Raw genomic sequence first — 432 nt, 5'->3', positions numbered from 1 at the left:
CCGGGTGGGGTGCTACTTGGTGTTGACGGTGATCTTGGCGATGCCGACGACGAGCTGGTCGGTGACGGCGGTCGTGCCGAAGGTGCTGTTCAGCAGCGATGCGGCGTCGGGGCTGACCTTGACCGTGGTGCCCTCGAGGACGGCGTTGTCGCCGTCCATGGCGAGGGGCTTCAGGGTCGTGCCGTCGAGGTTGAAGATGTAGACGTCCTTCATGACGGCGCCGTCGCCGACCTGGACCGAGCCCGTGAGGCGGCTGGTGCCGGGGTCGATGACGAAGTCGGTGAGCTTCACGGTCGTGGAGCCGGCGGTGAGGCTGATGCCGGAGCCCGAGTGGTCGATCTCGCCCTGGACGTAGGGGCGGTAGGAGGCCTTGGGGTCGAAGTACTTCACGTTGCCGCCGGTGATGGGGAACGCGAGGGTGCCGGTGGAGCC

Annotated in this window: 1 pseudogene; it reads right to left on the bottom strand. The window is 67.6% G+C overall.

Annotated elements, in window-relative coordinates:
- Positions 1-12: 12 nt before the first annotated feature.
- Positions 13-432 (bottom strand): annotated as a pseudogene (locus ITJ44_RS15730) (hypothetical protein); the annotation flags it as partial.

The organism is Clavibacter sp. VKM Ac-2873, assembly GCF_015351075.1.
Lineage (GTDB): Bacteria > Actinomycetota > Actinomycetes > Actinomycetales > Microbacteriaceae > Clavibacter.
The sequence above is the reverse complement of the archived record's forward strand: the minus strand, read 5'-3'. Positions and strand labels throughout refer to the sequence as shown.